This is a genomic window from Actinoplanes awajinensis subsp. mycoplanecinus, assembly GCF_001509495.1.
Taxonomy (GTDB): Bacteria; Actinomycetota; Actinomycetes; order Mycobacteriales; family Micromonosporaceae; genus Actinoplanes; species Actinoplanes palleronii.
Map to the genome: position 1 here is coordinate 23,812 of NZ_LLZH01000002.1, position 23,394 is coordinate 47,205.

The following is a 23,394-nucleotide window of genomic DNA, read 5'->3' on the forward strand; positions in this document are numbered from 1 at the left end:
ATGCCCGGACCGAAGGTCGTCATCATCGGGGCGGGCATCGTCGGCTGCGCCCTCGCGGACGAGCTGACCGCCCGCGGCTGGACCGACGTGACAGTGCTGGAGCGCGGGCCGCTCTTCGTCACCGGCGGGTCCAGCTCGCACGCACCGGGTCTGGTCTTCCAGACCAATCCGTCGCGGACCATGGCGCGGATGGCCCGGTACACCGTGGAGAAGTTCCTCGCGCTGGACTGTTTCCGTCCGGTGGGGAGCCTGGAGGTGGCGACCACCCCGGAACGACTGGCCGAGCTGCACCGGCGGTTCGGGTTCGGCCAGTCCTGGGGCATTCGGTCGGAGATCGTCGACAGGGCCGCGGTCAAGGAGATGTTTCCGCTGGTGGACGACGCCCTGATCCTCGGCGGCCTGCACGTGCCGAGTGATGGGCTGGCCCTCGCGGTGGCGGCCTGCGAGGCGCAGGCCGCGCGCGCGACGTCGCGAGGTGCCCGATTCATCGGACATGCTGAAGTTGTCGACATTCTCCGAGAAGGCGGGAGAGTGAGCGGTGTTCGTACCCAGGAAATGTCGTTTAAATCGGACATAGTGGTTAGCTGTGCGGGCTTCTGGGGGCCCAGGGTCGGCACGCTGGCGGGCGTGCCGATCCCACTGCTCCCGATGGCCCACCAATACGTCCGCACCACCGCGGCCGGCGCGACCGACGACGTGCCGATCCTGCGCCACCAGGACCGTGACCTCTATTTCCGGGCGCACGGCGACGCGCTGGGCATCGGCTCCTACCTGCACGAGCCGATGCCGGTGGACCTCGCGGACCTGCCCGGCGGCGACCACCCCTCGATGATGCCGTTCACCCCCGACACCTTCGACGAGTCGTGGACGGCGGCGACCCGGCTGCTGCCCGGGCTGGCCGGTGCCCGGATCGCCGACGGCTTCAACGGCGTCTTCTCGTTCACCGCCGACGGGTTCCCGCTGCTCGGCGAGTCCCGCGACCTGCCCGGGTTCTGGACCGCCGAGGCGATCTGGGTGACCCACTCGGCCGGGGCGGCCCGGGCCCTCGCCGAGTGGATGGTCACCGGCCGGTCCTCGCTCGACCTGCACGAATGCGACCTCAACCGGTTCGACCCGGCCCAGCTGACGCCGGCCTACGTGCGGGAACGGTCGATCCGCAGCTTCGCCGAGGTCTACGACATCGTGCACCCGCTCGACCCGCCGTCGGTGCGCGACGTGCGGGTCAGCCCGTTCCACGCCCGGCAGACCGAGCTCGGCGCGGTCTTCGGCGAGTCGGCCGCGACCGGCTGGGAACGACCACTCTGGTACGCCGTCAACCCGCCACCACCCGAGCCCCGCCCCCGCGACGAGTGGTCGTCGCGGCACTGGTCGCCGATCGCCGAGACCGAGGCCCGGATCACCCGGGAGCGGGTCGCGCTCTACGACATGACCCCGCTGACCCGGCTCGAGGTCACCGGCCCGGTCTCCTTCCTGCAGGACCTGACCAGCGGAAACGTGGATCGTAAGGTCGGCAGTGTGGTCTACACGCTGCTGCTCGACGCGGCCGGCGGGATCCGCAGCGACATCACCGTGGCCCGGCTCGCCGAGGACCGGTTCCAGGTCGGCGCGAACGGCCCGCTCGACCTGGATCATCTGCTCCGGGAAGCTTTGGGAAAACCGGTCACGGTACGCGACATCACCGGCGGCACGTGCGGCCTCGGCCTGTGGGGTCCGCGGGCCCGGGACCTGGTCGCCCCGCTCACCGACATCGACCTGTCCCCGGACGCGTTCCGCTACTTCCAGTGCCGGCAGGGACACATCGGCACGGTCCCGGTCACCATGCTGCGGCTCTCCTACGTCGGCGAGCTGGGCTGGGAGATCTACGCACGGGCCGATCACGGGCTGAAACTCTGGGACACGCTCTGGACGGCCGGCCGTGAGCACGGGGTGATCGCCGCCGGCCGGGCCGCGTTCACCAGCCTGCGCCTGGAGAAGGGGTACCGGTCCTGGGGCGTGGACATGACGACCGAGGACGACCCGTACCAGGCGGGCCTGGCCGCCGGGGCGGAACCGGACCGGCGGCTGACCTGCCTGGTGCTGGCGGACGCCGGGGCGGTGCCGCTGGGCCGCGAGCCGGTCTACGCCGACGGCGTCCCGGTCGGGCACGTGACGAGCGCGGCGTTCGGGCACACGATCGGTGCGCCGATCGCGTACGCCTGGCTGCCGTCCGCCCTGGCCGTGCCCGGCACCCACCTGGAGATCGGATACTTCGATCGGCGGCTGGCGGCCACGGTGGCCGCCGAGCCGCTGTTCGATCCGAAGCACGACCGGCTGAGGAGCTGAGATGCCCGCTTACGATGTGATCGTCGTCGGACTCGGGGGCATGGGCAGTGCCGCCGCCCACCACCTCGCGGAGCGTGGCCAGCGGGTGCTCGGCCTGGAGAAGTACGGCCCGGCGCACGACCGCGGGGCCAGCCACGGCGGCTCCCGGATCACCCGGCAGTCGTACTTCGAGGGTGTCGAGTACGTGCCGCTGCTGCTGCGCGCGTACGAGCTGTTCGACCGGCTGGCCGCCGAGTCGGAGCGGGACGTGATCACGTTGACCGGCGGGGTGATGGTCGGCCTGCCGGACAGCCGGACGGTGGCCGGTGCGCGGGCCAGCGCCGAGAAGTGGGGCCTGGAGCACGAGATGCTCGACGCCGCCGAGCTGCGCCGCCGGTTCCCGACCATGGCGCCGAACCCGGACGAGGTGGCGCTCTACGAGGCCAAGGCCGGTTTCGTGCGACCGGAGCGCACCGTCCTGGCCCAGCTCGAACTGGCCGACCGGCACGGCGCCGAGCTGCGCTTCCAGGAACCGATGCTGTCCTGGGAGCCGGCCGGCGACGGGGTACGCGTGGTCACCCGCAACGGCGTCTACACCGCCGGCCAGCTGATCATCACGCCCGGCCCGTGGGCGCCGCAGCTGCTCGACGACCTGGGTGTGCCGATCCGGATCGAGCGCCAGGTGCAGCACTGGTTCCGCCCCACCGGCGGGGTGGAGCCGTACCTTCCCGACCGGCACCCGATCTACATCTGGGAGAGCGCCGACGGCACCCAGGTCTACGGCTTCCCGGCGATCGACGGCCCGGACGGCGGTGCCAAGATCGCGTTCTTCCGGCGTGGCACGCCGACCACGCCGGAGGACCTGGACACCCGGGTGCACCCGCCGGAGATCGCCGAGATGGCGGCCGCGGCCGGCCGGGTGCTGCCCAGCCTGCCCGGCGCGCACCTGCGCGGCGAGCCGTGCCTCTACAGCACCACGCCGGACGAGCACTTCGTGATCAGCCGCCATCCGGCGCACGACGCGGTCACCGTGGCCTGCGGGTTCTCCGGGCACGGGTTCAAGTTCGTCCCGGTGGTCGGCGAGGTCCTGGCCGACCTCGCGACGACCGGGACCACCGGGTACGACATCGGCCTCTTCGACCCCCGGAGGTTCGTCTCATGACCGCGTCGTTGCAGCCCACCCTGGCCGGCCGGTACTACACCGACCCGGCGATCTTCGCGGCCGAGCAGGAGCAGATCTTCGAGAAGATGTGGTTCTGTGCCGCCCGCGGATCGGACGTGGCCGCGCCGGGTGACTTCCGCACGGTCACCGTGGGCCGGGAGAGCGTGCTGATCACCCGGGGCCGCGACGGCGGGGCCCGGGCGTTCCTGAACGTGTGCCGGCACCGCGGCGCGCTGCTCTGCGCCGAGGAGTCCGGCTCGGTCAAGCGGACGTTCCGCTGCACGTACCACGCCTGGGCGTACGACACCGACGGCACACTGGTGGCCGCGCCGAACCTGGTGAAGATGCCGGACGTGGACCGGGTCGAGCGCGGCCTGCGCCGGGTGCACGTCCGGGAGTGGCTCGGCTACGTCTGGGTCTGCCTGGCCGACGAGGCGCCGTCGTTCGAGGCCGACGTGATGGGCGCGTGCGTCGAGCGCCTCGGCGACCTGGCCTCGATCGACCGCTATCAGCTCGACAGCCTGCGGCTGGGCCGCCGGATCCGGTACGACGTGAAGGCCAACTGGAAGCTGATCATCGAGAACTTCATGGAGTGCTACCACTGCTCGACCATCCACCCCGAGCTGGTGCACGTGCTCCCGGAGTTCGCCGGTGGCTACGCGGCCCAGTACTACGTCGGCCACGGCGCCGAGTTCGGCCCGGACGTCGCCGGGTTCACCGTGGACGGCAGCGCCGGTCAGGCGGCCATCGACACGATCACCCCGGAGCAGGACCGCCGGTACTACGCGATCACCATCCGCCCGCAGGTCTTCGTCAACCTGGTGCCGGACCACGCGATCATGCACCGGATGTACCCGATGGCCGCGGACCGCACGATCGTGGAGTGCGACTGGCTGTTCCGCCCGGACGTGGTGGAGTCCGGCGCCGACCTGGATCCGTCGGTAGAGCTCTTCGATCGGGTGAATCGTCAGGATTTCGACGCCTGCGAGCGCTGCCAGCCGGGAATGTCGTCGCGGGCATATGCGGAGGGCGGCGTGCTGGTCCCGAGCGAGCATCACATCGCGACATTCCACGATTGGGTGCGCGATCGGCTCGGCGGAACCGTCTTGGGTAAATAACCACGACTCGCGCACGCGGCTCCGGAGACTGCCCTAGCTTAGGCCAGGTCTAAGTCGGGCAAATCGACTGAAATGGAGCATGTCGTGCGTCTCTCTCGTACGTCGAGACTGGCGCGGGGTGGCCTGCTGGCTTCCGCCGTGCTGTCGCTACTCGCCTCCCTGCCCTGTGCCGCCGCGTCCGCCGCGCCCGGTGCCGTACGCACCACCCACCCGATCACCGATGACGCCGGGAAGGACCTGGAGCTCAACGGCACCGCCGCGATGATCACCCGGGTCGGCACCGGCAAGCGGGTGATCCAGTTGACCACCGGCGGGTACAAGCAGATCGGCTCCGCCTGGTCCACCGGACGGGTTGACCTGACGAAGTCCTTCGAGACCTCGTTCAAGGTGTTCCTGCACCACAACCGGCCCGGGGCGGACGGCATCGCGTTCCTGGCCCAGGGCCACGGCCCGCGCGCGCTCGGCGGCTGGGGCGGTGGCCTCGGCTACCGCGGCCTGCGCAAGAGCGTCGCGATCGAGTTCGACACGTACCAGAACACTCCCGACCCGGACAGCAACTCCCTGGCCGTGGTGCTGGGCGGCGACCCGGACAAGCACACCAAGATCGCCAAGTCGTCGATCCCGCTGTACGGCAAGCCGTTCCTGACCCGGATCACCTACGACGCGGCCGCGGCGAACCTGCGCGTCTACGTCCGCGGGACGTACCGGCTGGCCAAGGAGAAGCTGATGCTCGACCAGGACGTCGACCTGGCCCGCTGGACCGGGGTCCGGGACGGCTGGGTCGGCTTCACCGGCGCCACCGGCGACCTGAAGTCGCACCAGGACGTCTACGACTGGACGGTCGACGCGCCGAAGGCGTGACGACCCGGCCGGTGCCGCGCGAGCGGTGCCGGCCTCCTCGTCATCCCCGGGCCGGCGCCGCAGCCGCCCGGCATCTGTGACCCGAAACCCAAGCGCCCGGCCCGCCGGGGCCGCCTCCACCCTGCCCGATCGGAGACAACCAATGCCCACGGTCGACCGTGTGCTCCCGACCGAGACCGGCACAGAACTCACCGCCGTCGAGCCGCCGACTCGACCCGATCCCGATTCCGACCCCGATCCGATCATCAGCGTGGTGGTGCCGGCGCTCAACGAGGCCCGGAACCTGCCGCACGTCTTCGCCCGCCTGCCCCAGGTCGACGAGATCATCCTGGTCGACGGCGGCTCCACCGACGACACCGTCGCGGTCGCCCGGCAGCTGCGCCCGGACATCCGGGTCGTCACCCAGAACCGGCGCGGCAAGGGCAACGCCCTGGCCTGCGGGTTCGCCGCCTGCACCGGCGACATCATCGTGATGATCGACGCCGACGGGTCGACCGATCCGGGCGAGATCCCGAGCTTCGTCGCGGCGCTGCGCGACGGTGCCGACTTCGCCAAGGGCTCCCGGTTCCGGGCCGGCGGCGGCAGCGCCGACATCACCCGGCTGCGCCGGGCCGGCAACAAGATGCTCAGCCTTCTGGTCAACGTCCTTTTCGGTACGACGTACAGCGACCTCTGCTACGGCTACAACGCGTTCTGGGCGTGCCACCTCGACGTCTTCGACCTGGACAGCACCTCACCCGCGCCGGCCGGTGCGGACGGGCGGCTCTGGGGCGACGGCTTCGAGATCGAGACCCTGCTCAACCTGCGTGCCGCGCGGGCCGGCCTGGCCATCGAGGAGGTGTCCAGCTTCGAGCACGACCGGATCCACGGGGTGAGCAACCTGAACGCGTTCACCGACGGCATCCGGGTGCTGCGCACCATCGCCCGCGAGTGGCCGCGTGGCCGCCGGCGGACCTTCCGGCGGGCCCCCGAGCGGGCTGTCCGATGAGGATCGGCGTCGTCTCCAACGCCTACCACCCCGACATCGGCGGGGTGGAGACGCACGTGCGGCGCCTGTGCGCCGGGCTGGCCGCGGCCGGCGACGACGTCGAGGTGCTCACCCAGCACGCCGTCCGTTCCACCGAGATGGTGGACGGCGTGCTGGTCCGCCGGTTCCCGCTGACCCTGCCGGCCCGCGACTACCGGGTCTCGCTGCCACTGTGGCGATGGGTGCGGGAGAACGCCGGCGAGTACGACGTCCTGCACACCCACAGCTATCACGCGCTGGTGTCGCTCGGCGCCGCGCTGGGCCGGCACCGCACTCCGCTGGTTTTCACCCCGCACTACCACGGAACCGGACATACCCGGCTTCGGGCCGCGCTACACCCGATCTACCGGCCTTTCGGACGTCGGATCATGAGCCGGGCCGGCCGGATCGTCTGTGTCACCGGCGCCGAGCGGGACCTGGTGCTGCGGGACTTCCCCGAGGTCGCCGGCCGGGTGGTGGTCGTACCGAACGGGACCGACCCGCGCCCGGTGGTGCCCGGCCGGCGGACCGGGGTGCGCGGCATCCTCTGCGTCGGCCGGCTCGAGCACTACAAGCGGGTGGACCGGGTGATCCGGGCGGTGGTCCCGCTCGGGCCGTCGTACCGGCTGGACGTGGTCGGCGACGGCCCGGCGCTGTCGTCGCTCAAGCAACTGGCCGGCCGCCTCGGGGTGGCCGGCCGGGTGGTGTTCCACGGCCGGCTCGACGACGCCGCGTTCGCCGGGTGCCTGGCCCGGGCGTCGGTGGCGGTCTCCGCCTCGGCGCACGAGGCGTTCGGGATGACGGTCGCCGACGCGCTGGCAGCCGGCATCCCCACGGTCGCCGCGCCGATCCCGGCGCACCAGGAGCTGGCCGGGCTGGCCGGCGCCTCGGCCTGGCTGCGGCTGGCCGACCCGGAGGACCCGGACGCCCTGGCCGACGCGCTGCGCGACGCCGCGGCGGCCGGCCGGTCGTCGGTCTCGGCGCCGCTGCCGACCTGGGACGACGTGGTCACCGCGACCCGCGAGGTGTACGCCGCGATCACCGGCATCCCGGTGCCCGCACCGACCGCCGCGATCACACCCGGCCCGCGGCCGGAAGCGCGACCCGGTCCGGCGGAAACGGGCGCGGAAACGGGCGCGGGAGCGGGAGGCCGATGAGCGCGGTCACCGAGCGGCCCGCGCCCGGACTGACCGGGGCGCGCACCGGCGCGCCCCGCCCGGCGGCCGAGGCGATCTGGTGCGCGGTCACCCTGACCGTGGCCGGCGCGGCCGGCGCCGCCGCCATCGTGATCGCCTACCGCCGGGCCGAGTGGGGCGCCGGCGGCCAGTTCGGCTGGTTCTGGGCCGGCATGCTGGTGTTCACGCTGCCGGTCGCCTGGTGGTCGATCCGCCGGGCCACCTCGGCCCGGCTGCGGATGGCCGTGCTGATCGGCTACGGCGCCTTCACCTACCTGCCGAAACTGCTGCGCCACCCGAGCGGCCCGCTCTACCACGACGAGTACGCCCACTGGGGCCAGAGCCACGGCATCCTGGCCGACGGCCGGCTCTTCGAGGCCAACTCGATCGTCCGGGTGATCGGCGACTACCCCGGCCTGCACGCCTGCGTCGCGTCGCTGGCCTCGCTCACCGGCCTGAGCATCTGGCAGGCCGCGCTGTTCGTGCTGACCACCGCGCACGTGCTGCTGACCCTGGGCGTCGCGGTGCTGGCCGGTCAGCTCTGGCCGGACCAGCGGATCGCCGCGGCGGCCGCGATCGTCTACAGCTTGAACAGCTCTTTCCTGTTCTTCGACACCCAGCTCGGGTACGAGTCGCTGGCCATCGGCGTGCTGGTCTGGGCGCTCGCCGCGGCGATCCGGGCCACCCGCGCCACCACGGTGCCGTCCCGTCTCGGCTGGGCCGGGCTCACCCTGCTGCTCGCCGGCGCGACCACCGCCACCCATCACCTCACCGCGCTGTGGATGACCGGGATCCTCGGCCTGCTCGCGGTGGTCTGCACGATCCACTCGATCCAGGCCCGGGAGCTGGTCACCCCGGCCCGGGTGGCCTGGGCGCTCACCTCCGGCACCGCACTGATCGTGGCCGCCTGGCTGGGCATCGTGGCGCCGCGCACCGGCAGCTACCTGGACCCGTACCTGGGGCGGGCGCTGGACCAGATCAGCGGGCTGGCCGGGGGCGACGAGGGCGGGCGGGAGCTGTTCAGCAAGTCGGTGCTGCCCTGGTGGGAGCAGACCGCGGCGTACATCACGCCGGGGGTCGCGCTGGCCGGGATGCTCGCCGCGGTCACCCTGTGGTGGCACCGCCGGTACACCGACGACCCGATCACCCGGGCCGGCACCTCCGCGCTGCTGCTGGTCGGCGCGTTGTACTTCCCGGCCACCCTGCTGATCCTCACCCCGGCCGGCGCCGAGGGCGCGCGCCGCTCCTGGGCGTTCAGTTATCTCGGCCTGGCCATCGTGGTCGCGCCGGTGGTCGTGGCGCTGCTCGACCAGGCCCGGCACTGGCCGGCCCGGTTGCCGGCCCGGTTCGCACCGGCCGGCCCGATCGCGGCCGGCACCGGTCTGCTCGCGGTCTGCGCGCTGATGCTGGTCGGCAACAACGCGGCCGGGATGAACCCGTCCTACCGGTTCCCCGGCCCGCCGGTCTACGGCTCGGACACCCGGGCGGCCACCCCGGAGGTGCTCGCCGCCGCGAAGTGGCTGCGCGACACCCAGGGTGGTGGGTTCCGGCTGGTCGCCGACCGCTACTCCGGTCTGGTCCTCGGCTCCTACGGCGAGCAGCACCCGAACACCGGCTCGGAGAGCTTCCCGGCCTACGACCTCTACCGGGCGAAGCCGGGGCAGCCGATCTCGCCGGCGCTGCTGACCCAGCTGCGCGACTGGCGCTTCGCGTTCCTGATCGTCGACCGGCGGATGGCCGAGCAGGTGCCGGACATCAACATCTACTTCGAGACGAACGAGCCGCTGCGCCACGACGGGGTGCCGGCCTTCGATCGCTCCCAGCTGACCAAGTTTGACTCGATGCCCTGGCTGATCAAGATCTACGACGGCCCGCACCTGGCGATCTACCGCTTCGACTTCGGCAGCCTGGACCGGACCGCGCGCCGGGACCGGCCGGCCCGCGAGGGAAACCGATGAAGACGATCTTCCGGCCGCTGGTGGTCGCGTACGCGGGCCTGTCGGTCCTGCTGCCGGACGCCGGGCTGCCCTGGCCGGTGCTGCTGCCGGCCGGCCTGCTGGCCCTGCTCGCGATCGGCGAGCTGTGGCTGGTCGCGGTCACCGGCCGGCCCGCCGAGGCCGGCCTCCCGGCGGTCCGGGCCGGCCTGGTCGTGCTGACCGGCCTGCTCACCCTGCCGGCGCTGGCGCTGCTGCTGCATCCGCTCGGCATGCGGGTCACGCCGCTCCCGCTGATCGCCGGCGCCGCGCTGCTGGCCACCGTGCTCGGCGCGGCCGGCCTGCTCCGGCTCCTCCTCGGCCACGCCACCACCCGGTCCGCGGCCCGGTCCCGCATCCCGGCTGGCTCTCCGGGGTGCCTCGACCCTCAGGAGACACCCCTGGAAGCCAGCCACGCCCGGACCGCGGCGCGGTTCCCGGACCCGGCTGGCTTCCAGGGGTGCCTCGACCCTGAGGAGACACCCCTGAGAGCCAGCCGAGGCCGGGAGCTGCTCAGCCTGCTGACCGGCCGCGGTCGGTTCGGGCGGGCCGGTGACGGCGGCCGGCCCGGTGTGCCGGTTCAACGGCTCGCCGGGCCGGCGCCCGCTTTCCCGGCGGCCGAGGCCGAGGAACCGGCCGCGACGTCGCGGACCGCCGCTGCCGTCACGATCCCGATCGCGCTGGCCCTGGTGGTGGGCGGGATCGCGGTCCGCGGTGTCGAGCGCGGGTCGCACCCGGAGCTGCCCGGCTATCTGACGGTGGCGCTGAACGGCTGGGCGGCCGGGATCACCCACCCGGTGACGGTGCCGGCCCGCGGCCTCGCGGTGCCGGTCCGGGTGACCAATTCCGGTCTGCCGACCACCACCCAGTGGCTGCGGATGCGGGTCGGCGGCGTGGTGGTCGCGGCCCGCCCGGTGACCGTGATGACCGGAAAGGTCTATGCGTTGAGCGTCCGGGTCCCGCCGCTGCCACCGGACGGCTGCCTGCGCGCGGTCGGGATCAGCGTCGGCGGCGCGAGCACGGTCTTCTACGCCCGCTCCGCGACGACCACCAGCACAGCCGCGGCAGCGAAGACCGCGGCGGCAGCGAAGACCGGCCCAGCGAAGACCGGCCCAGCGACGACCGGGGCAGCGAAGACCGCCGGGGCAGCGAAGACCGCCGGACGGGCCGCGTGCTGATCGTGGCGACCCGGCGGGTGCTGAACGACTCGCTGGCCCGCAACAGCCTGCTGATCATGGCGACCACGGTGGCCAACGGCGGGCTCGGCTACCTGTACTGGATGCTCGCCGCCCGCGCGCTGCCGCAGCCGCAGATCGGCACGGCCACCGCGCTCATCTCGGCGGCCACCGCGATCAGCATGGCCGCCAACCTGGGCGCCGGGCACATGTTCATCCAGCGGCTGCCGGGAAGCGCCCCGGACGCCTGGTCGCGGATCGTCAGCGGCGGTCTGGCAGCCGGCTGCGCGGCCACCGCGGCGCTGGCCGCCGCCGGGGCGGTGCTGGTCCCGATGGTCGCGGTCAACTTCGGCTTCCTGGCCGGCCCGGTCGGCGCCACCGCGCTGATCTGTGCCGCGGTCGCGGTCACCGCCACCACGCTGCTGGACAACGTCTACGTGGCACACCGCGCCGGGCACGGCATGTTCGTACGAAATCTGCTCCTCGCCGGGGGAAAGATCCTGGCGCTGATCGCGATCCTGGCCACCGGCGCGCAGTCGGCCGGCGCCGTGGTGCTCTCCTGGACCCTCCCGATCCTGCTGGTCAGCGTCGCGACGATGACCGCCGGGCTGAGCCGGCTGCGGCCCGGCGTCCGGCTGCGGCTGGCCGGGCTGGCCGGTGAGCTGCCGCACCTGCGCGCCGCGCTGACCGGCCACCACCTGATCAACCTGACCCAGGCCGGCCCGGCCGCGCTGCTGCCGGTGCTGGTCACCGCGGTGCTCGGCCCGGGCGCCAACGCGCACTTCTACCTGGCCTGGATGACCGCGTCGATGCTGTTCATGGTGTCCCCGGCGGTCTCCTCGGCGCTCTACGCCGAGCGCACCAACGCGGCCCGGGTCGGCCTGCGCCGCGCCGCCCTGGTGGTGCTGTCGATGGTCGGCGGCCCGGCCGCGCTGCTGCTGATCGCCGGCGACCGGATCCTCGGCCTGTTCAGCGCCGGGTACGCGGCCGAGGGCGGCCTGCTGCTGCAGATCCTGGTGCTGGCCGCGCTCCCGGACGCGGTGACCAACCTGGCCGTCGCGCACTGGCGGTCGCGGGGCGAGTTCCGGCTCTGCCGCCGGGTCAACGCGGTCCGCGCGGTCAGCTGCCTGTGCCTGGCCTGGCTGCTGCTGCCCGGTGCCGGGGTGACCGGCGCCGGCGTCGCCTGGCTGGCCGGCCAGACGGCGGGCGCGCTGCTGGTCGGCGCGGTGGTCCTGAGCTCCAGAAAGGAGAGCCGATGAAGATCCTGCACCTGTCCAACCTGTACGCCCCGGTGATCGGCGGCCTGGAACGCAGCATCGCGACCAGCAGCGAGGAGCTGGTCCGGCGCGGTCACGAGGTCACCGTGCTCACCCTCGCCACCCCCCGGGCGCCCGGCGACGAGACGATCAACGGGGTCCGGGTGCACCGGGTCCGCAGCGTCGCCAACACCCTGCTGCCGCTGATCAACCAGGATCCCGGCAAGCCGTTCCACCCGACCGCTCCCGACCCGCTGACCACGGCCGCGATCGCCCGGTTGCTGCGTGCCGAGCAGTACGACGTGGTGCACAGCCACGACTGGCTGATGTACAGCTACCTGCCGCTGCGGCGCTCCCGGATCGGCCGCCCGCACGTGCACACCGCGCACGACTTCGGGCTGACCTGCGTGCGCAAGACGTTCGCCCGCGACGGCGGCCGCTGCCCCGGCCCGGCGCTGGCCAAGTGCATGAGCTGCGCGACCACCCAGTACGGCCGGCCCCGCTCGATCGCGCTCACCACCGGCCTGCACGCGCACCGGCACCGTGGCATCGACGCGCTCACCGCGATCTCCACCTCGGTCGCGCAGGCCCTGGAGCAGGCGCGGCTGCCCGGCGACCTGCCCGTCCAGGTGGTCTCCAGCCTGGTGCCGGACGGCCTGGACGCCCTGGCCCGGGACACCCCCCGGCCGGACTGGCTGCCGACCGGCGACTACCTGCTCTTCGTCGGGGCGCTCGGGCCGCACAAGGGCATCGACGTGCTGTTCGACGCGTACCGGGAACTGGTCGCCGGCTGGGCCGGGCCGGGACCGGCGCCGGCCCTGGTCTGCCTCGGCACCCGCCGCGACGACACCCCGCCGCCCCCGCCCGGCGTGCTGATCCGCCACGACGTGCCGCACGCGCAGGTGATGGCCGCCTGGCGGGGCGCCGTCGCGGGCGCGGTCCCGTCCCTGAACGAGGGGATGGGTCAGGTCGCCGTGGAGGCCATGCTGGCCGGCGCGCCGCTCGTCGCCTCGGCCGCCGGTGGCCTCACCGATGTCGTCACCGACGGGGTGACCGGCTTGCTGGTGCCGCCCGGCGACCCGGTCGCGCTGCACGCCGCGCTGCTGCGGGTGCTCACCGACCGGGACCTGGCCGCGCGGTTGCGCGCGGCCGGCCAGCAGCGCGGGTTGGACTTCACCGCGGCCCGGGTCGTTCCGCAGATCGAGGAGGTCTACCGTGCCTGCATCGCCGCTTTCCAGTAGGACCCGGGTGGTGGTGGTCGGCTCCGGCTGGCACTTCCTGTCCGGCATCAGCTATTACACCTGCCGGCTCAGCAACGCGCTGCAGGAGCGCTACGACGTCGGCACCATCCTGATGCGGCGGCTGCTGCCGGCCCGGCTCTACCCGGGCCGGGACCGGGTCGGTCAGCCGCTCAGCGACCTGCGGTACGCCGACGACGTCCGGGTCTTCGACGGCATCGACTGGTGGGTCGTGCCGAGCGTGCGGCGGGCCACCCGCTTCCTGCGCGAGCAACAGCCGGACGTGCTGGTGCTGCAGTGGTGGACCGGGGCGGTGCTGCACTCGTACCTGGCGCTGGCGCTGGCGGCGCGGCGGCTCGGCATCCGGGTGGTGGTGGAGTTCCACGAGGTGCAGGACACCGCGGAGCTGCGCCACCGGTGGGCGGCCCGGTACGTCCGGGCCGCGATCCGCCCGCTGCTGCGGCGCACCGCCGGGGTGGTGGTGCACTCGGCGTACGACCGGGACGCGCTGGCCTGCGCGTACGACCTGGCCGGGGTGCCGGCCGAGATCGCGCTGCACGGGCCGTTCGATCACCACGTGGTGGACACGCCGCGCACACCCGGGCCGGACGGGGTGTGCCGGTTGCTGTACTTCGGGACGATCCGGCCGTACAAGGGTCTCGAGGACCTGATCGAGGCGTTCGGGACGCTGGGACCGGAGTACCACCTGACCGTGGTCGGCGAGACCTGGGAGGGCTGGACCCGGCCGGCCGAGCTGATCGCGTCCTCGCCGGCCCGGGACCGGATCACCTTCGTCAACCGGTACGTGCCGGACACCGAGGTGAACGACTACTTCGCGGCGGCCGACGCGGTGGTGCTGCCGTACCGGCGCAGCTCGGCCAGCGGGCCGCTGCACATCGCGATGAGTCACGGGCTGCCGGTCGTGGTCACCTCGGTCGGCGGGCTGGTCGAGGCGGCCGGGCCGTACCCGGGAACGGTTTTCGTCCCGCCGGCCGAGCCGGGCGAACTGGCCGCCGGGATCAAGAGTGCCGCCGGCCTGACCGGCCGGCGGCACGCGGATCCGTCCTCCTGGGAGCGGACCCTCGACGCGTATCAGCGCCTCTTCACCCGGATCGGGATCGATCAGGAGAGCGTCACGTCGTCGAACCAGACGGCGCCCTTGTTGTCACCCGACTTGAGGTGAAGCTGGACGCTGGCCGCACCGGCCGGCGCGGTGGTGTCCACGGTCAGCCGGGTCCAGCCGCTGGTGCCGGCCGGGACCGGCTTCGACGAGGCCTGCCCCAGCCACTTGTCGCCGGCGTCGAACCAGCTCAGCGCGATCTCGCTGGTGCCGGTCACGTTCTGGCCCTTGGCCCAGGCCTCGGCGTGCCACTTCTGGCCGGGCTGCACCGGGGTGACCGGTGCGGTCCGGACCGACGGCAGGCCGGTGTCGCTGCGGTTGGTGCCGGAGAACTTCACCGACCAGGTCCCGGTGCGGGCGGCGTCCCTGGCCCGGACCGCGGCGCCGTCCTCGGCCAGGTACGGACGCCACGGCGAGTTGCCCGCGGCCGCCTCGAAGCCCAGGTCCAGCACGCTGGCGCTGGTGATCGCCTGACCGGTCCAGTACGTCTTCACCACGGCCGCCGCGGGCTTCGCCGAACCGTCCGCCCGGTACAGGCCGAACTTGTACTGCGCCGGGATCTTGGAGACCGCCGAGTTGGCCGGAATCGCGCCGGTGCTGAAGTCGGAGAGCGTCCACGGCGCCACCGAGCCGATGCCGGCCACCTTGGCCGCCTCGAACACCCGGGCCAGGTACGCGGCCTGCTCACCCTCGCTGCCGGTGGCCGTGCTGAGCCCGGTCTCGCCGATCACGATCGGGTAGGGAGCGGCCGCGGCCTGCGCCTTGCGGATCTCGGCGAGCGCCCGTTCCGAGTTGCCGTAGAAGTGGAAGTCCAGGTAGTCGAGCGGGGTGCCGGCGAGCGCGGTGCGGATCCGGGTGAGCCCGGCCTGGCCGGTGGTGCCGGAGACGGAGAGCGTCAGCGGCATCGTCGGCACGGCCGCCCGGACACCCGGGATCAGCTTCCGGATCCAGGCCACGGCGTCCGCGTCGGTCGGGTCGAACTCGTTCTGCAGCTCGGCGGAGAGCACCCGCGGGTCGTTCGCGTACGGCGCGAGCACGGCCTTCGCCCACGCGGCGCTGCCGGCCGCGTCCGAGTACCCGGCCCACCAGTCGAAGAGGGTCAGCTTGACCGAGAGCCCCTCGCCGTCGGCGATGCTGACGAACTTGCTCAGCTTGGTGGCGTAGTCGGCCTTCGGCGTGGGGTAGCCGAACGCGGTCGGGAAGACGATCACACGGACCGTGTCCGCGCCCAGCGCCGCGGCCTTGGTCAGGTCCGCCTCGATCTTCACGGCGTCGAAGTGGGTCCACATCGCCGACCAGCCCGCGTTCGACGGGTAGTAGTTGATCGTCTTGGCGGTCCGCACCGCGGCCAGCCGGTTCGCCAGGGTCGGCGCGGCCTCCTTGACCGGGCCGGCGGCCTTCGACGGCGTGGGCTTCACCACCGGCTTGGTGGCCGGCTTCGCGGGGGGCTTGGCGGCGGGCTTCTTCGTCGCGGCCGGCGCGGGGGCGGGCCTCTTGGCCGCCGCCGACGCCACACCGGTCTGTGCGAACACCGACAGGAGCAGCGAGGAAGCCAGGACAGCGGCGCGGCGACCATGGCGAGTCATCAGGTGGGGGCCCTTTGCTGAAGGTGCTTTTCGGGTGGCCCCTCTTCATTCGGCTGTGCCGGCACCGCCGTCAGTCAACTCGCCGTGCAGTGCGGTTGCCCTCCGTTGCGGTTCGGGAGCGGACAAAAGCACCGGCTTCATTTCCCCGCTCGTAGCCGATGGTCGGCCACGGCTGTGCGCAGGCTAGGCGGGCTGCGGGTAGTGCCGCGGCGTGTAGACGACCGTGTCGCCGTCGCCCCGGGTCACCGCCCGGGTCTGCGACGAGCCGACGATCAGCAGGCAGCGCATGTCGACGGTCGCCGGGTCGAGCTCGCCCAGCGTGGTGACCCGCACCGACTCCTCCGGCCCGCCGACGTCCCGGCCGACCACCACCGGGGTGCTCGCCGCCCGGTGCTCCAGCAGCAGCTCCCGGGCCCGGACCAGCTGCTCCTTGCGGGTCTGCGAGGCCGGGTTGTAGAGCGCGATGACCAGGTCCGCGGCGGCCGCACCGGCCAGCCGCTTCTCGATCACCGACCACGGCTTGAGCCGGTCGGAGAGCGACATGACGCAGAAGTCGTGCCCGAGCGGCGCGCCGGCCCGGCTGGCCACCGCCTGCGCCGCGGTCAGCCCCGGCACGATCCGCACCGGTACGTCCTTCCACTGCGGGTCCTCGGCCACCTCCAGCACGGCGGCGGCCATCGCGAACACCCCCGGGTCGCCGGACGACACCACCACCACGCGGCGGCCCTGTTTCGCCAGGTCCAGCGCGAACGCGGCGCGTTCGGCCTCGACCCGGTTGTCGGACGCGTGCCGCCGCTGCCGCGGGCGCACCGGCACCCGATCCACATAGGTGGTGTAGCCGACCACGTCGTCGGCGCCGGCCAGCGCGGCCCGCGCCTCCGGGGTGAGCCACTCCCGCGCGCCGGGACCCAGCCCGACCACCGTCACCCCGCCGGGCTGCTGCTCCGCCGACTCCGCCGGGGGACCGTCGACGAACGCGGTCGCCGCCGGGCTCGGCAGCAGGGCCAGCGAGAAATACGGCACGGTCGCCGGGTCCACCTCGGCCAGCCGGCCGACCCGCTGCTCGGCCATGGTGGCGCGCTCCACGTAGAACGCGTCGTCCAGCCGCCCGGCCTGTTCCAGGGCCGACCGTACGCCGTCGAACGTCCGGCCCAGCTTCATCACCGCGGCGGAGTCGGTGCCGGCCAGCCGCTGCGCCAGCTCGTCCGGCGGCAGCGTGCCGGGCAGCACGGTGAGCACCTCGTCGCGTTCCATCAGCGGCCGCCCGAGCACCGCCGAGGCCGCGCTCACCGAGGTCACGCCGGGTACCACCGCGGTCTCGTAGCGGTGCGCGAGCCGCTTGTGCATGTGCATGTAGGAGCCGTAGAAGAACGGGTCGCCCTCGGCCAGCACCACCACGTCGCGCCCGGCGTCCAGGTGCGCGGCGAGCCGGGCCGCGGCCTGCTCGTAGAAATCGTCGATGGCGCCCTGATAGCCACCGGGGTGGTCGGTGGTCTCGGTGGTCACCGGGTAGATCAGGGCTTCCTCGACGTGGTCGGCCCGCAGGTGACCGGCCGCGATCGCGCGGGCGTTGCTGCGACCGTGCCGCGCCGCGTGGTAGGCGATCACGTCGGCCGCCGCGATCAGCCGGGCCGCCTTGATCGTGATCAGCTCCGGGTCGCCGGGACCGAGCCCGACACCGTAGAGCCGGCCGGGGCGCACGTCGTTCGTCATCTTGCTCATTCCGCTTCCTGGGCCAGGGCGTTCACCGCGGCCGCGGTCATCGCGCTGCCACCCCGCCGCCCGCGCACGATCAGGTATTCCAGTCCGGACTCGGCCAGCGCGTCCTTGGACTCGGCCGCGCCGATGAAGCCCACCGGGATGCCGAGCACCGCGGCCGGTCGCGGCGCGCCCGCCGCGACCATCTCCAGCAGACGGAACAGCGCGGTCGGCGCGTTGCCGATGGCCACCACGGCGCCGCCGAGGCGGTCACCCCAGAGGTCCATGGCCGCGGCGCTGCGGGTGTTCCCGATCGTCCGGGCGATCTCCGGTACGGCCGGGTCGCGCAGTGTGCACACCACGTCGTTGGCGGCGGGCAGCCGGGACCGGGTGATGCCGGAGGCCACCATCTGCGCGTCGCACAGGATCGGCGCGCCGCCGAGCAGCGCCTTGCGGGCCGCGGTCGCCACACCGGGGCTGAACCGCACGTCCCGCACCAGGTCGACCATGCCGCAGGCGTGGATCATCCGGACCACCACCCGGGCGACGTCCTCGGGCAGCCCGGCCAGGTCGGCCTCGGCCCGGATGGTGGCGAACGACCGCCGGTAGATCTCCGCGCCGTCCTTCTCGTACTCCATCAGGCTCTCCTCGCCCCCGCCACCGTCTCGCCCAGCGCCGCGTCGCTCGTCGCCGGGAATGTCCTCGTTGCCGTGTCCGGGTCGTCCCGGCGGCTCACGGCATAGCCGGAATCGGTCGCCTCGACCCGCACGTGCCGGCCCGCGGGGCTCCCGCAGGCCCGGGCGCAGCCGACCCAGTGCACCGGCAGCCCGGCCACGAACCGGGTCGCGTTCTCGGCGTCGGCCCGCACGTCGGCGAGCGATTTCGCGCATCCGGGCCGGCCCGCGCAGGCACTCACCCCGGTCCAGCGCGAGGTCGCGGTGACCACCAGGCCGGTCGCGGCCATCCGGTCGGTCCAGGCGGCGGCCGCGGCCTCGGTGAGGTCCGGCACCAGGACCCCACGCCACGGCGTGACAACCAGACGCTCCGCGTCCGACAACACCTTTGCCGGTACGTTCTCGAGCCGGCCCAGCGGCACCGACGCGCCGGCAGCGCTCTGACCATTCCCGGTCACGACGCCGACCAGGGCGCTCGGCTCCACCGTCTCGACCGGCGTCGCCGCGGGCACGTCCACCGCGGTCACCCCGGTCGCCGCGGTGACCCGGGCCGAGACTCGCGCCGGTCCGTCGGCCAGTTCCCGCAGTCGCCAGGCCGCCCCGGCCGCCCGGTCGTCGCGCTGCGCCGCACGCTCGGCCAGGAACGCGTGCGCGGCGGCGATCAGCGTGGCCACCACCCGGCCGGCGGCCACCCGCAGGCCGGTGTCGTGGCCGGCGAACCGGATCGCGAACCCGGGGCCGTCCGGCACGGCGGCGACGTCCGCGGCGAGGGGCACGTGACCGATCGCGAACAGGAACTTGCCGGGCAGCGCGACGAGCGCCGGCTCGGCGAGCAGGGCGGCATCCAGGGCGGTCACCAGGTGACGGGTGCCGATGTCGGCGAGGGGCGGCGCGGCGATGTTCCGTACCGAATCGTGGTTTGCCGACGGCAGCAGACCGGCGGCGCGCAAGCGGACCGCCAACGTCTCCGCGTGGTCCTGCTTCAGGCCTCTGATCTGGAGGTTCGCCCGGGAGGTCAGCTCCAGGCGACCGTCGCCGAACTCCGCGGCGAGCGTGCTCAGCGAGCGCAGCTGAGCGCCGGTCAGCGAGCCACCGGGCAGCCGGACCCGGGCCAGCAGCCCGTCGGCGGCGGCATGCAGCCGCAGCGCGCCGGGGCAGGCGTCGGTGTCGGACTGACGGAGGGGTGTCACGGCCCGGATACTACGGGCGGGCTCCGGCGCGATCACATCCTCGGGTCGGCAGCATCACAACCGGAGCGGTTCCGGGCCTCCAGTACCGTGTACCGGAACAGACGAAATCGAGCGGCGACGCCGCGGAGGAAGCCGGTGCGAGTCCGGCGCGGTCCCGCCACTGTCACCGGGCTTGCACCGAGCCCGGGAGCCAGGAACTCCGGTCGCCGTTTTCTCACCACTACCCGGGGCGCGGACCCCGAGGGGAGCGCACGCGTGTTTCTGCTGCTGTCGACGTCCGACACGGACCTGCTCAGTGCCCGAGCCAGCGGCTCGGCCTGGCGGCTGGCCAACCCGGCCCGCACCTCCGTCGACGACCTGCCGGCCCTGCTCGACGGGGTCGAACTGGTCGTGGTCCGGATCCTCGGCGGCCGCCGGGCCTGGGAAGAGGGCCTGGACGCGCTGCTCGGCGGCGACCTCCCGGTGCTCGTGCTCGGCGGCGAGATGCTGCCCGACGCCGACCTGATGAAGCTCTCCTCGGTCCCGGCCGGCATCGCCGCCGACGCGCACACCTACCTGGCACAGGGCGGCGCGGACAACCTGGTGGCGCTGCACGACTTCCTCTCCGACACCGTGCTGCTCACCGGCAACGGTTTCGCGCCGCCGGTGGAGAGCCCGCAGTGGGGCCTGCTGCCCCGGCCGGAAGTGGCCGCCGACGTGCGGACCACCGTCGCGGTGCTCTATTACCGCGCGCACCACATGGCCGGCAACACCGCGTTCGTGCACGCGCTCTGCGACGCGATCGAGGCCAAGGGCGCCCGCCCACTGCCGATCTTCACGGCCTCGCTGCGGACCGCCGCGCCGGAGCTGCTGGCCGAGCTGCGCAAGGCGGACGCGCTGGTGGTGACGGTGCTGGCGGCCGGCGGCACCAAGCCGGCCACGGCGGGCGCGGGCGGCGACGACGAGGCGTGGGACGTCGGCGTGCTGGCCGACCTGGACGTGCCGATCCTGCAGGGGCTGTGCCTGACCAGCTCGCGGGCCACCTGGCAGGCGAGCGACGACGGGCTGAGCCCGCTGGACGCCGCGACCCAGGTCGCGATCCCGGAGTTCGACGGCCGGATCATCACGGTGCCGTTCTCGTTCAAGGAGATCGACCGGGACGGGCTGTCGGTCTACGTGGCCGACCCGGAGCGGGCGCTGCGGGTGGCCGGGATCGCGGTCGCGCACGCCCGGCTGCGGCACACCCCGCCGGCTGAGCGGCGGATCGCGGTGATGCTGTCGGCGTACCCGACCAAGCACTCGCGGATCGGCAACGCGGTCGGCCTGGACACCCCTGCCTCGACGGTGGCGCTGCTGGCGGCGTTTGCCGGACAGGGCTACCGGATCGGTGACTTCGGTTCCTACGACGGCGACGGGCTGATCCACACGCTGATCGCGGCCGGCGGGCAGGACCCGGACTGGCTCACCGAGGAGCAGCTGGCGGCCAACCCGGTGCGCATCTCCGGCGCGTCCTACCAGGCGTTCTTCGACACGCTGCCGGAGGACTTCCGCGACCGGATCGTGCAGCACTGGGGACCGCCGCCCGGCGAGCTCTACACCCACGACGGCGACATCGTGCTGGCCGCGCTGCGCGACGAGAACATCGTGGTGATGGTGCAGCCGCCGCGCGGTTTCGGCGCCAACCCGGTCGCCATCTACCACGACCCGGACCTGCCGCCGAGCCACCACTACCTGGCCGCGTACCGCTGGCTGGCCGACGACTTCGGCGCGCACGCCGTGGTGCACGTGGGCAAGCACGGCAACCTCGAGTGGCTGCCCGGCAAGAACGTCGGGATGTCCGCGTCGGACGGCACCGACGCGGCACTCGGTGACCTGCCGCTGATCTACCCGTTCCTGGTCAACGACCCGGGTGAGGGCACGCAGGCCAAGCGGCGCGCGCACGCGACCCTCGTCGACCACCTGATCCCGCCGATGGCGCGGGCCGAGTCGTACGGTGACATCGCCCGCCTCGAACAGCTGCTCGACGAGCACGCCAACATCGCGGCGCTCGACCCGGCGAAACTGCCGGCCATCCGGGCGCAGATCTGGACGCTGATCCAGGCCGCGAAGATGGACCACGACCTGGGCCTGGCGAACCGGCCGGACGACGAGCAGTTCGACGACTTCATCATGCACATCGACGGCTGGCTGTGCGAGGTCAAGGACGTGCAGATCCGGGACGGGCTGCACGTGCTCGGCGCCGCCCCGGTCGGCGAGGCCCGGGTGAACCTGGTGCTGGCGATGCTCCGGGCCCGGCAGATGTGGGCCGGGAAGGTGGCCGCGCTGCCCGGGTTGCGGGAGGCGCTGGGCCTGGCGGAGGACGCGTCGACGTCGGAGACCGACGCGGTCGAGGCGACGGCGCGCGCGTTGATCATCGCGATGGAGGAGCGCGGCTGGCCCACTGCCGATTTCTCGGATTTGTCCGATAATCCGGATGTTCTGCGCGTGCTGTCCTTCGCCGCCACCGAGATCGTCCCCCGGCTCGCCCGCACCACCGACGAGCTGACGAACGTGCTGCACGCCCTGGACGGCGGGTACGTCCCGGCCGGTCCCAGCGGCTCCCCGCTCCGCGGCCTGATCAACGTGCTGCCGACCGGCCGCAACTTCTACTCGGTCGACCCGAAGGCGATCCCCAGCTCGCTCGCCTGGGAGACCGGCCAGGCGATGGCCGACTCGCTGCTGGAGCGGTACCGCAAGGACTACGGCGACTGGCCGAAATCGGTCGGCCTGTCCGCGTGGGGGACCAGCGCCATGCGCACCGCCGGCGACGACATCGCCGAGATCCTGGCGCTGATCGGGGTCCGCCCGATCTGGGACCCGGCGTCGCGGCGGGTCACCGGCCTCGAGCCGATCGCCCGCGAGGAGCTGGGCCGGCCGCGGGTCGACGTGACGGTGCGCATCTCCGGGTTCTTCCGGGACGCGTTCCCGCACGTGGTGGCGATGCTCGACGACGCGTTCACGCTTGTCGCGGCGCTCGACGAGCCGGACAACTACGTCCGCGAGCACGCGCTGCGCGACCAGGGCGAGCACGGCGACTGGCGGCGCGCCACCATGCGCATCTTCGGGTCCCGGCCGGGAGCGTACGGCGCCGGCATCCTCCCGCTGCTGGACAGCCGGAACTGGCGCGACGACGCCGACCTGGCCGAGGTGTACGCGGTGTGGGGCGGCTTCGCGTACGGGCGGGACCTGGACGGGGTGCCGGCCCGCGCGGACATGGAGAACGCGTACCGGCGGATGGACATCGCGGCCAAGAACATCGACACCCGCGAGCACGACATCATGGACTCCGACGACTACTTCCAGTACCACGGCGGCATGATCGCCACGGTGCGGGCGCTGACCGGGAAGGCTCCCGCCGCGTACATCGGGGATTCCACCAACCCGGACGCGACGCGGACCCGCAGCCTGACCGAGGAGACCGCGCGGATCTTCCGCGCCCGGGTGGTCAACCCGCGGTGGATCGCCGCGATGCGCCGGCACGGCTACAAGGGCGCCTTCGAGCTGGCCGCCACCGTCGACTACCTCTTCGGGTACGACGCGACCGCCGGCGTGGTCACCGACTGGATGTACGAGCAGGTCGCCGCGTCCTACGCGCTGGACCCGGAGAACCAGGAGTTCATGCGGCAGTCGAACCCGTGGGCGCTGCACGGCATCGCCGAGCGCCTGCTGGAGGCCGCCGAGCGCAAGCTGTGGGACTCGCCGGAGCCGGCGACCCTGGCGGCGCTCCAGCAGCTCTACCTGGAGACCGAGGGCGACCTCGAGGATTCCGGCCCCGCGGGCGTGTCGCCGGCTGTGTGACGTCCGGGTGCGCTCCGCACCCGAACGTCACACGCCCGGTGGTGC

At 73.2% G+C, this 23,394-nt stretch carries 16 protein-coding genes and 1 riboswitch; of the genes, 12 read left to right on the forward strand and 4 right to left on the reverse strand.

The annotated features are described in order from the left end of the window. The 11 genes from ADL15_RS01310 to ADL15_RS01360 all read left to right on the forward strand — a co-directional run bounded on the left by ADL15_RS01310 (position 1) and on the right by ADL15_RS01360 (position 14,448). Complete coding sequence (locus ADL15_RS01310) at positions 1-2,322, forward strand: GcvT family protein (protein ID WP_067684274.1); 2,322 nt, start codon at positions 1-3, stop codon at positions 2,320-2,322. A 1-nt stretch (position 2,323) separates the two neighbouring features. Beyond that, positions 2,324-3,463 (forward strand): N-methyl-L-tryptophan oxidase, encoded by a 1,140-nt coding sequence (solA, locus tag ADL15_RS01315; protein ID WP_067684277.1) that lies wholly within the window; start codon positions 2,324-2,326, stop codon positions 3,461-3,463. Then, positions 3,460-4,581, forward strand: coding sequence for an aromatic ring-hydroxylating oxygenase subunit alpha (locus ADL15_RS01320; protein ID WP_067684280.1), 1,122 nt, complete (start codon positions 3,460-3,462; stop codon positions 4,579-4,581). The genes solA and ADL15_RS01320 overlap by 4 nt, the downstream gene beginning before the upstream one ends. 84 nt (positions 4,582-4,665) lie before the next feature. Beyond that, positions 4,666-5,442, forward strand: a complete 777-nt coding sequence (locus ADL15_RS01325; RefSeq protein WP_067684468.1) for an L-type lectin-domain containing protein — start codon at positions 4,666-4,668, stop codon at positions 5,440-5,442. A gap of 142 nt (positions 5,443-5,584) precedes the next feature. Continuing rightward, a complete protein-coding gene (locus ADL15_RS01330; protein WP_067684283.1) occupies positions 5,585-6,430 on the forward strand; it encodes a glycosyltransferase family 2 protein in 846 nt (281 codons plus the stop codon). After that, positions 6,427-7,605 (forward strand): glycosyltransferase family 4 protein, encoded by a 1,179-nt coding sequence (locus ADL15_RS01335; protein ID WP_083970817.1) that lies wholly within the window; start codon positions 6,427-6,429, stop codon positions 7,603-7,605. The genes ADL15_RS01330 and ADL15_RS01335 overlap by 4 nt, the downstream gene beginning before the upstream one ends. Continuing rightward, positions 7,602-9,581, forward strand: a complete 1,980-nt coding sequence (locus ADL15_RS01340; RefSeq protein ID WP_067684286.1) for a hypothetical protein — start codon at positions 7,602-7,604, stop codon at positions 9,579-9,581. Before ADL15_RS01335 ends, ADL15_RS01340 begins: the two co-directional genes overlap by 4 nt. Further along, on the forward strand, positions 9,578-10,774 hold the full coding sequence (locus ADL15_RS52505; protein ID WP_067684289.1) for a hypothetical protein: 1,197 nt from the start codon (positions 9,578-9,580) through the stop codon (positions 10,772-10,774). Before ADL15_RS01340 ends, ADL15_RS52505 begins: the two co-directional genes overlap by 4 nt. Continuing rightward, the gene (locus ADL15_RS01350) at positions 10,768-12,030 is read left to right on the forward strand and encodes a lipopolysaccharide biosynthesis protein (RefSeq protein WP_067684292.1); all 1,263 of its coding nucleotides are present in this window, start codon (positions 10,768-10,770) and stop codon (positions 12,028-12,030) included. Before ADL15_RS52505 ends, ADL15_RS01350 begins: the two co-directional genes overlap by 7 nt. Beyond that, positions 12,027-13,268, forward strand: coding sequence for a glycosyltransferase family 4 protein (locus ADL15_RS01355; RefSeq protein WP_067684295.1), 1,242 nt, complete (start codon positions 12,027-12,029; stop codon positions 13,266-13,268). The genes ADL15_RS01350 and ADL15_RS01355 overlap by 4 nt, the downstream gene beginning before the upstream one ends. Next, entirely contained in the window at positions 13,243-14,448 is a 1,206-nt protein-coding gene (locus ADL15_RS01360; RefSeq protein ID WP_232343842.1) for a glycosyltransferase, read from the forward strand. The genes ADL15_RS01355 and ADL15_RS01360 overlap by 26 nt, the downstream gene beginning before the upstream one ends. On the opposite strand, the gene ADL15_RS01365 is transcribed toward ADL15_RS01360, so the two are convergent. From ADL15_RS01365 to ADL15_RS01380, 4 genes are all read right to left on the reverse strand, one after another. Then, positions 14,388-15,971, reverse strand: coding sequence for a cellulase family glycosylhydrolase (locus ADL15_RS01365; RefSeq protein WP_067684298.1), 1,584 nt, complete (start codon positions 15,969-15,971; stop codon positions 14,388-14,390). The two genes, ADL15_RS01360 and ADL15_RS01365, sit on opposite strands and share 61 nt — an antisense overlap. Positions 15,972-16,154: 183 nt before the next feature. Then, entirely contained in the window at positions 16,155-17,693 is a 1,539-nt protein-coding gene (locus tag ADL15_RS01370) for a precorrin-2 C(20)-methyltransferase (protein ID WP_067684301.1), read from the reverse strand. Then, complete coding sequence (locus tag ADL15_RS01375) at positions 17,690-18,307, reverse strand: precorrin-8X methylmutase (protein ID WP_067684304.1); 618 nt, start codon at positions 18,305-18,307, stop codon at positions 17,690-17,692. The genes ADL15_RS01370 and ADL15_RS01375 overlap by 4 nt, the downstream gene beginning before the upstream one ends. Further along, positions 18,307-19,533 carry a precorrin-3B synthase gene (locus ADL15_RS01380; RefSeq protein WP_067684473.1) on the reverse strand — a complete coding sequence of 409 codons (1,227 nt, stop codon included), beginning with the start codon at positions 19,531-19,533 and terminating at the stop codon, positions 18,307-18,309. The genes ADL15_RS01375 and ADL15_RS01380 overlap by 1 nt, the downstream gene beginning before the upstream one ends. A gap of 76 nt (positions 19,534-19,609) precedes the next feature. Continuing rightward, a riboswitch (cobalamin riboswitch) is annotated at positions 19,610-19,751 on the forward strand. Between the two features lie 37 nt (positions 19,752-19,788). Here ADL15_RS01380 and cobN point away from each other — a divergent pair. Next, the gene (cobN, locus tag ADL15_RS01385; RefSeq protein ID WP_067684307.1) at positions 19,789-23,349 is read left to right on the forward strand and encodes a cobaltochelatase subunit CobN; all 3,561 of its coding nucleotides are present in this window, start codon (positions 19,789-19,791) and stop codon (positions 23,347-23,349) included. Positions 23,350-23,394 lie beyond the last annotated feature (45 nt).